Origin of the sequence: Streptomyces sp. NPDC006265 (genome assembly GCF_040613555.1) — a bacterium.
Classification (GTDB): Bacteria; Actinomycetota; Actinomycetes; order Streptomycetales; family Streptomycetaceae; genus Streptomyces.
Map to the genome: position 1 here is coordinate 1 of NZ_JBEXSH010000632.1, position 5436 is coordinate 5436.

1 protein-coding gene is annotated in these 5436 nt (G+C 75.2%); it reads left to right on the forward strand.

Annotated elements, in window-relative coordinates; genetic code table 11:
• Positions 1-95: 95 nt before the first annotated feature.
• Positions 96-5436: acyltransferase domain-containing protein (locus ABZ281_RS35940; protein ID WP_356662259.1), on the forward strand; the 5341-nt coding region annotated here is incomplete at its 3' end.

A 5436-nucleotide genomic window follows, 5' to 3' on the forward strand; every position in this document is an offset into this window, starting at 1 on the left:
TCCGGAGGGATCACCGTCTGGGCCATCAGCTCCGGCGTGACGGCGGGAAGCTCGGTGGGGTCGGTGAGGTACTGCGCGAACGCGGGGTCGTTGACGTGCTGCGCCACCGGCTGGTACCGGCGTCCCTGCACGCGCTTCCCCTCAACCCCCGTATCGACTTCGACGGCCTCGGACTCGCCCCCGCCGTCGAGCCCGTACCGCTGGAGCCGGGCGGGAGGGCCGCCGTCGGCGTGAGCGCCTTCGGCTTCGGCGGGGCCAACGCCCACGCCGTCCTCACCCTGCCCCCCGCCGCCCGGGATCCCGAGCCGGGCCCGGCGCCGCAGGGCCGCCCGCTGCCGCTGGTGGTCTCCGCGCGGTCGCCCAAGGCGCTGAAATCGATGACCGCCCGCATGGCGGAGCGGCTGAGGAACACGGCGCCGGAGGAGTTCTATGACCTGGCCCGCACCAGCACCGTACGCCGCACCGCACACCCGCACCGCGCCGCCGTCCTGGCCGCCGGCCCGCAGGACGCCGCCCGGCAGCTGGACCGGCTGACGGCCGCGGAACCCGCCCGCGGGGCCGTCGTACGCAAGGGCGTGCGGGACGGAACCGCGTTCGTGTTCTCCGGCAATGCCTCCCAGTGGCCGGGCATGGCCGCCGACCTGCTGGAGAGCGAACCGGCCTTCCGCCTGGCCGTAGAGGAGGCCGACGCGGCCCTGGCGCCCCACCTGGGCTGGTCGGTGACCAAGGAACTGGCCCACCCGCGCCCCCGGACGTGGCAGCGCACCGAGATCGCCCAGCCGGTCCTGTTCGCCGTGCAGGTCGGCCTGACCGCACTGCTGGCCTCGCACGGGGTGCGTCCGCGGGCGGTGACCGGACACAGTGTCGGCGAGGTCGCCGCCGCCCGCGCCGCCGGAGCCCTGACGCTGGAGCAGGCGGCGCTGGTGATCGCCGAGCGCAGCCGCACCCAGGGCGCCACCGCCGGCCGGGGCCGCATGGCCGCCGTCGGCCTGCCCGAGGCACAGGCTCGCGAGGAACTGCTCCAGCACGACGGGGCGCTGGAGATCGCGGGCGTCAACAGCGACCGTGACGTGACCGTCGCCGGGGACGCCGACACCCTGGCGGCCTGGGGGGCCGAACTCACCGGCCGCGGTGTCTTCTTCCGCGAACTGGACCTGGACTACGCCTTCCACAGCCGGGCCATGGACCCCATCAGGGAGCCCTTGCGCGCGGCCCTCTTCGGCCTCGAACCCGCCCCGGCCCGCATCCCGTTCCTCTCCACCGTCACCGGCACCCCGCTGAACGGAACCGAACTCGACGCCGAGTACTGGTGGCGCAACATCCGCGAACCCGTCCGGTTCGCCGATGCCGCCGCCCGCCTCGCCGACGGGCACGCCGGGCTCTTGGTCGAGATCGGCCCGCACCCGGTGCTGCGTCCCTATCTGCGCCGCACCGGCGCCACCTGCGTGGCCACCCTGCACCGCGACGGGGACGGCCCCCGCGAGACCGCGGCGGCCGTCGCCGCGGCACTCGCCGCCGACACCGCGACCGACTGGCGCCACCACTTCCCCCGCCCGGGCCGGGTGGTCGACCTGCCCGCCTACGCCTGGCAGCACGAACGGTACTGGCACGGCGCCCCACAGGACCTCGTCAAAGCCGCCATCGGCAGCGGCCTGCTGGACCATCCGCTGGTGGGCGAGCGGATGCCCGCCCCGCACCCCGTGTGGCACGGCACCGTCGAACCGCAACTGGTGCCCTGGCTTGGCGACCACAGGATCGGCGACGACGTCCTCATGCCGGCCGCCGCCTACGTGGAGATGGCGTTGAGCGCCGGCCGGCGCGCCCTGGACCGTCCGGTCGAGGTACGGCACCTTGAGATCGGCCGTCCGCTGTCCGTGCCGTGGCCCGACCCGACGCCGATCGCCCTGCAGACCTCGGTCACCCCCGACGACGGCGCCGTCACCATCAGCGTCCGCGAGGAACACGGCGGGGAGTGCCTGCCCGTCGTACGCGCCCAGGTCCGCACCCTGCTCGGCACGGCACCCGCCGCGCTCGACGTCGACGCGCTCCGGGCACGCTGCGACCGCGGCGTCGACGGTCCGGACTTCTACCGGACCTGCCACGCCATCGGTCTGAACTGCGGTCCCGACTTCCAGCTCATCGACCACATCGACGCGGGCGACGACGAGGTGCTGGTCAGCTACCGGCTGCGGCACGACACCGACGCCTACACCGCCCACCCCGTCCTGATCGACGCGCCGCTCCAGGCCACCGTGGCCCTCGCGGGGGCGCAGGCGGAGTCCGCCGCGTTCCTGCCGACCGTGTTCCGGTCCGTCCGCGTGTGGCGCACCCCCGCGCCCATCGGCGTCGTGCACCTGCGCCGCCGCGGCCGCAGCGCCAACGAGATGTGCTGGGACATCACCTACGCCGACCCGGACGGCACGGTCACCGCCGAGATCGAAGGCTGCCGCACCCGCCGCGGCCACATGACCGAGCGCATCCCGCTGACCGTGCAGCAGACCGTGCTGCGGGCCGCCCCCCACCCGGCACGTCCCGCCGCGCCCTCCCCGCTTCCCGAGCCCGCCGAGGTGGCGCGCGCGGCCGAACCTCGCACCGCCGCCGCCCGCGCCGCCCTGGACGACGACGGCCACCGCCGGTTCACCGCCGCCGCGGAACAGGCCGGCGCCCACTGCTGGGCGGAGACGCTGCGCGGACTTCTCACCGACTCCTCGGCCCCGTTCTCGATGGCCGACCTGGTGGCCGGGGGCATGCAGCCCCGGCACCGGCGGCTCGCGCGGCTGATGCTCCCCCTGCTGGCCGAGCACGGCCTCGCCCGGCAGGCGGAGAACACCTGGCAGCTGACCGGCGCACAGACCAGGGCGGAGGCACTGCTGCGCGACCTGGTGGCGGACCATCCCGCGTTCGGCGCCGGCACCCTGCTCCTCAACCGGCAACTGCGCCGGCTGCCCGACGTGGTGCGGGGACACGCCGACGCCCGCGAACTGTTGCCCGCCGGGGACGGCACCGTGGAGCAACTCCACGAGACGGACCCGGTCCACCGCTTCACCCAGCGCGTCGTGCAGGCGCTGCTCGGCGACATCGCCGCCCGCTGGCCGGCCGACCGTCCGCTGCGCGTCCTGGAGTTCGGCGCCACCACCACCGCCCTGACGGCAGCCGTCCTCCCCGTCCTGCCGCCCGACCGGACCCGCTACACCTGCACGGCCGCCGCCAGGAGCGTGCTCACCCGCGCCGAACACCGCTTCGCCTCATACGACTTCGTCGACCACCGCGCCCTGGACCCGGACGCCGACCTGATCGGCCAGGGACTGCCCCCGGGCGGCTTCGACCTCGTCCTCGCGGGCGACACCCTGCACGCCACCACCGACCTGGCCGCGACCCTGAGCCGGCTGCACGGCGTGCTGGCCCCCGGCGGGCACCTGCTGGTCACCGAAGCTCACCACGCCGGGCTGCAAGCCCTGCTGTCCGGCGCGCTGAACACCTTCTGGGAGCGCGGCGACCACACCCTGCGCCCGGCCTCCCGCATCCTGCCCCGCGACGCGTGGGCACCGCTGCTGGCTCGGTGCGGCTTCCCGCGCGTGGCACAGACCGGGCCCGAGGACCGTTCCGTCCTGCTCGCCGCGGCGGACCACGGCCCCGTGCCGGACCCGGAGCCGCTGCGGACGGGCCTCGGCGCCGCCTGGGTGGTCGCCGTGGAGGACGCCACCGAGATGCCGACCGCGCAGGCGCTCGCCGACCACCTGGGGAAGGCCACTGTGGTCACCGCGCCCGACGATGCCGTCGCCTGGAAGGAGGTCCTGCCCGCGGCCCCCGATCCGCACCTCGTCCTGCTGCTCGCCGAGACCGGCCCGCACAACACCGTCACGCCGACCACCCGTCGCGCGGCGATGCTGCGATCCCTGGCCGCTGCCTGCGACGACCCGCAGGGCCGCACCGGCCCCGGCATCTGGCTCGTCACCCGCCCTACCGGGCTGTTCCCGGCGCCGGAACAGCCGACGCACCCGGTCGACGCGGCCGTCTGGGCGGCCTGCCGCACCCTGGCCAACGAGCGGCCCGACCTGCGCCTGCGGCGTCTGTCCTGCCACCGCACCGGTGACGTCGGCGCCGACGCCCGCCGCCTGGCCGGGGAACTGCTCGCACCCGTCGACGATCCGGCGGCCCGGGAGGACGAGATCGTCCTGACCGCCGGCGGCCGATTCGTTCCCCGGCACATCCAGCATCCGGCCGACGAGCCCCCCGGCGTTCCGGCCGGTGCTCCGTTCATCCTGGAAGCACGTGACCCCGGCCTGCGCAGGCGGCTGGTCTGGCGGCAGACGGACCTCCCCGAGCCCGGTCCGGGGGAGGTCGCCCTCGAGATGCGGGCCGTGGCCCTGAACTACCGCGATCCCATGCGGGCCAACGGCCTGCTGCCGCCCGAGGCGGTGGAGAACAGCCCCATCGGCCGCGGACTGGGCACCGACGGAGCCGGCGTCGTGCGCGCCGTCGGAGAGGCAGTGCGGGACCTGAAGCCGGGGGACCGGGTCTGCGGCCTGGTGCCCGCCGCCCTCGCCTCCCACGCGACGACCCCCGCCGCCGCCGCCGTCCGCATCCCCGACGGGATGAGCTTCACGGAGGCCTCGACCTTCCCCGTCGCATTCCTGACCGTGCACCAGACCCTCGTCAACCAGGCGGGCCTTCGCTCCGGGGAGACCGTGCTCGTGCACGGCGGGGCCGGGGCGGTGGGCCTGGCCGTCCTGCAGTGCGCCCGCCGACAGGGCGCCCGCGTCATCGCCACCGCCGGCACGGAGACCAAACGGGACCTGCTGCGCACCCTCGGAGTCGAGCACGTGCTCGACTCCCGCACCCTGGACTTCGTCCCGCGAGTCCGGGAACTGACCGGTGGCCGGGGCGTGGACGTCGTGGTGAACTCCCTCAGCGGCGAGGCCATCGGCCAGGGCCTCGACCTGCTGCGCCCGGGCGGCCGGTTCATCGAACTCGGCAAGCGGGACATCTTCCTCAACAACCCGATCACGCTGCGTCCCTTCGACCGCAGCCTCACGTTCATCGGCTTCAACCTCGACGCCGTCATCGACGACCCGGAACTGGGGTCCCGTCTCCTCGCCGACTTCGAGGCGGAGGTCGCCTCCGGCACGTACCGGCCCCTGCCCCACACCGTCCACCCCGCCGCCCGGGCCGAGGAGGCCTTCCACCTCCTGCAGCACTCCCGGCACACCGGCAAGGTCGTGGTCACCTTCGACCCGCTGGACGAACCCGTCCCCGTGGAGCCCGCGCCCGGCACGCTCCGCCTCGACGGCGACGGCACCTACCTGATCACCGGCGGACTGAGCGGACTCGGCGCCGCCACCGCCCGCCTGCTGGCCGACCGCGGTGCCCGGCACCTGGCCCTCGTCTCCCGCAGCGGACCAGACGCACCCGAAGCGCCCGCCCTTCTCCGGGACC